Genomic DNA, 249 nt, shown 5'->3' on the forward strand with positions numbered 1-249 from the left:
GCAGAGCCTCTCTTCCTTATTGGAGTGAGACAGAGGGTGATGACTAAGACTAAAGTTTTTATGGTAGTAGTTTAAGCTTTAATCGTCACAAAGAGATAGGACAGTACGCCGCGGCGCCGATCCTAGTAGATTACCTCTACGGTAAAGCAGCCGACTTAAACGCCGATGAAAAAGCCACCATCTCCAGTATCACGAGTTTAGTGGGGGCAGGTGTAGGCGCTACCACCGGCACGGACTCGGGTATTGCGC

Annotated in this window: 1 protein-coding gene; it reads left to right on the forward strand. The window is 50.2% G+C overall.

Going from position 1 to position 249, the window contains the following annotated elements; all coding sequences use genetic code 11:
- Window positions 1-119: 119 nt before the first annotated feature.
- Window positions 120-249 (forward strand): VENN motif pre-toxin domain-containing protein (locus tag HMPREF3144_RS11975; RefSeq protein ID WP_256388370.1); only part of this gene is annotated, 130 nt, incomplete at its 3' end.

It is taken from the genome of Oligella sp. HMSC05A10 (assembly GCF_001808335.1).
Lineage (GTDB): Bacteria > Pseudomonadota > Gammaproteobacteria > Burkholderiales > Burkholderiaceae_B > Oligella > Oligella urethralis.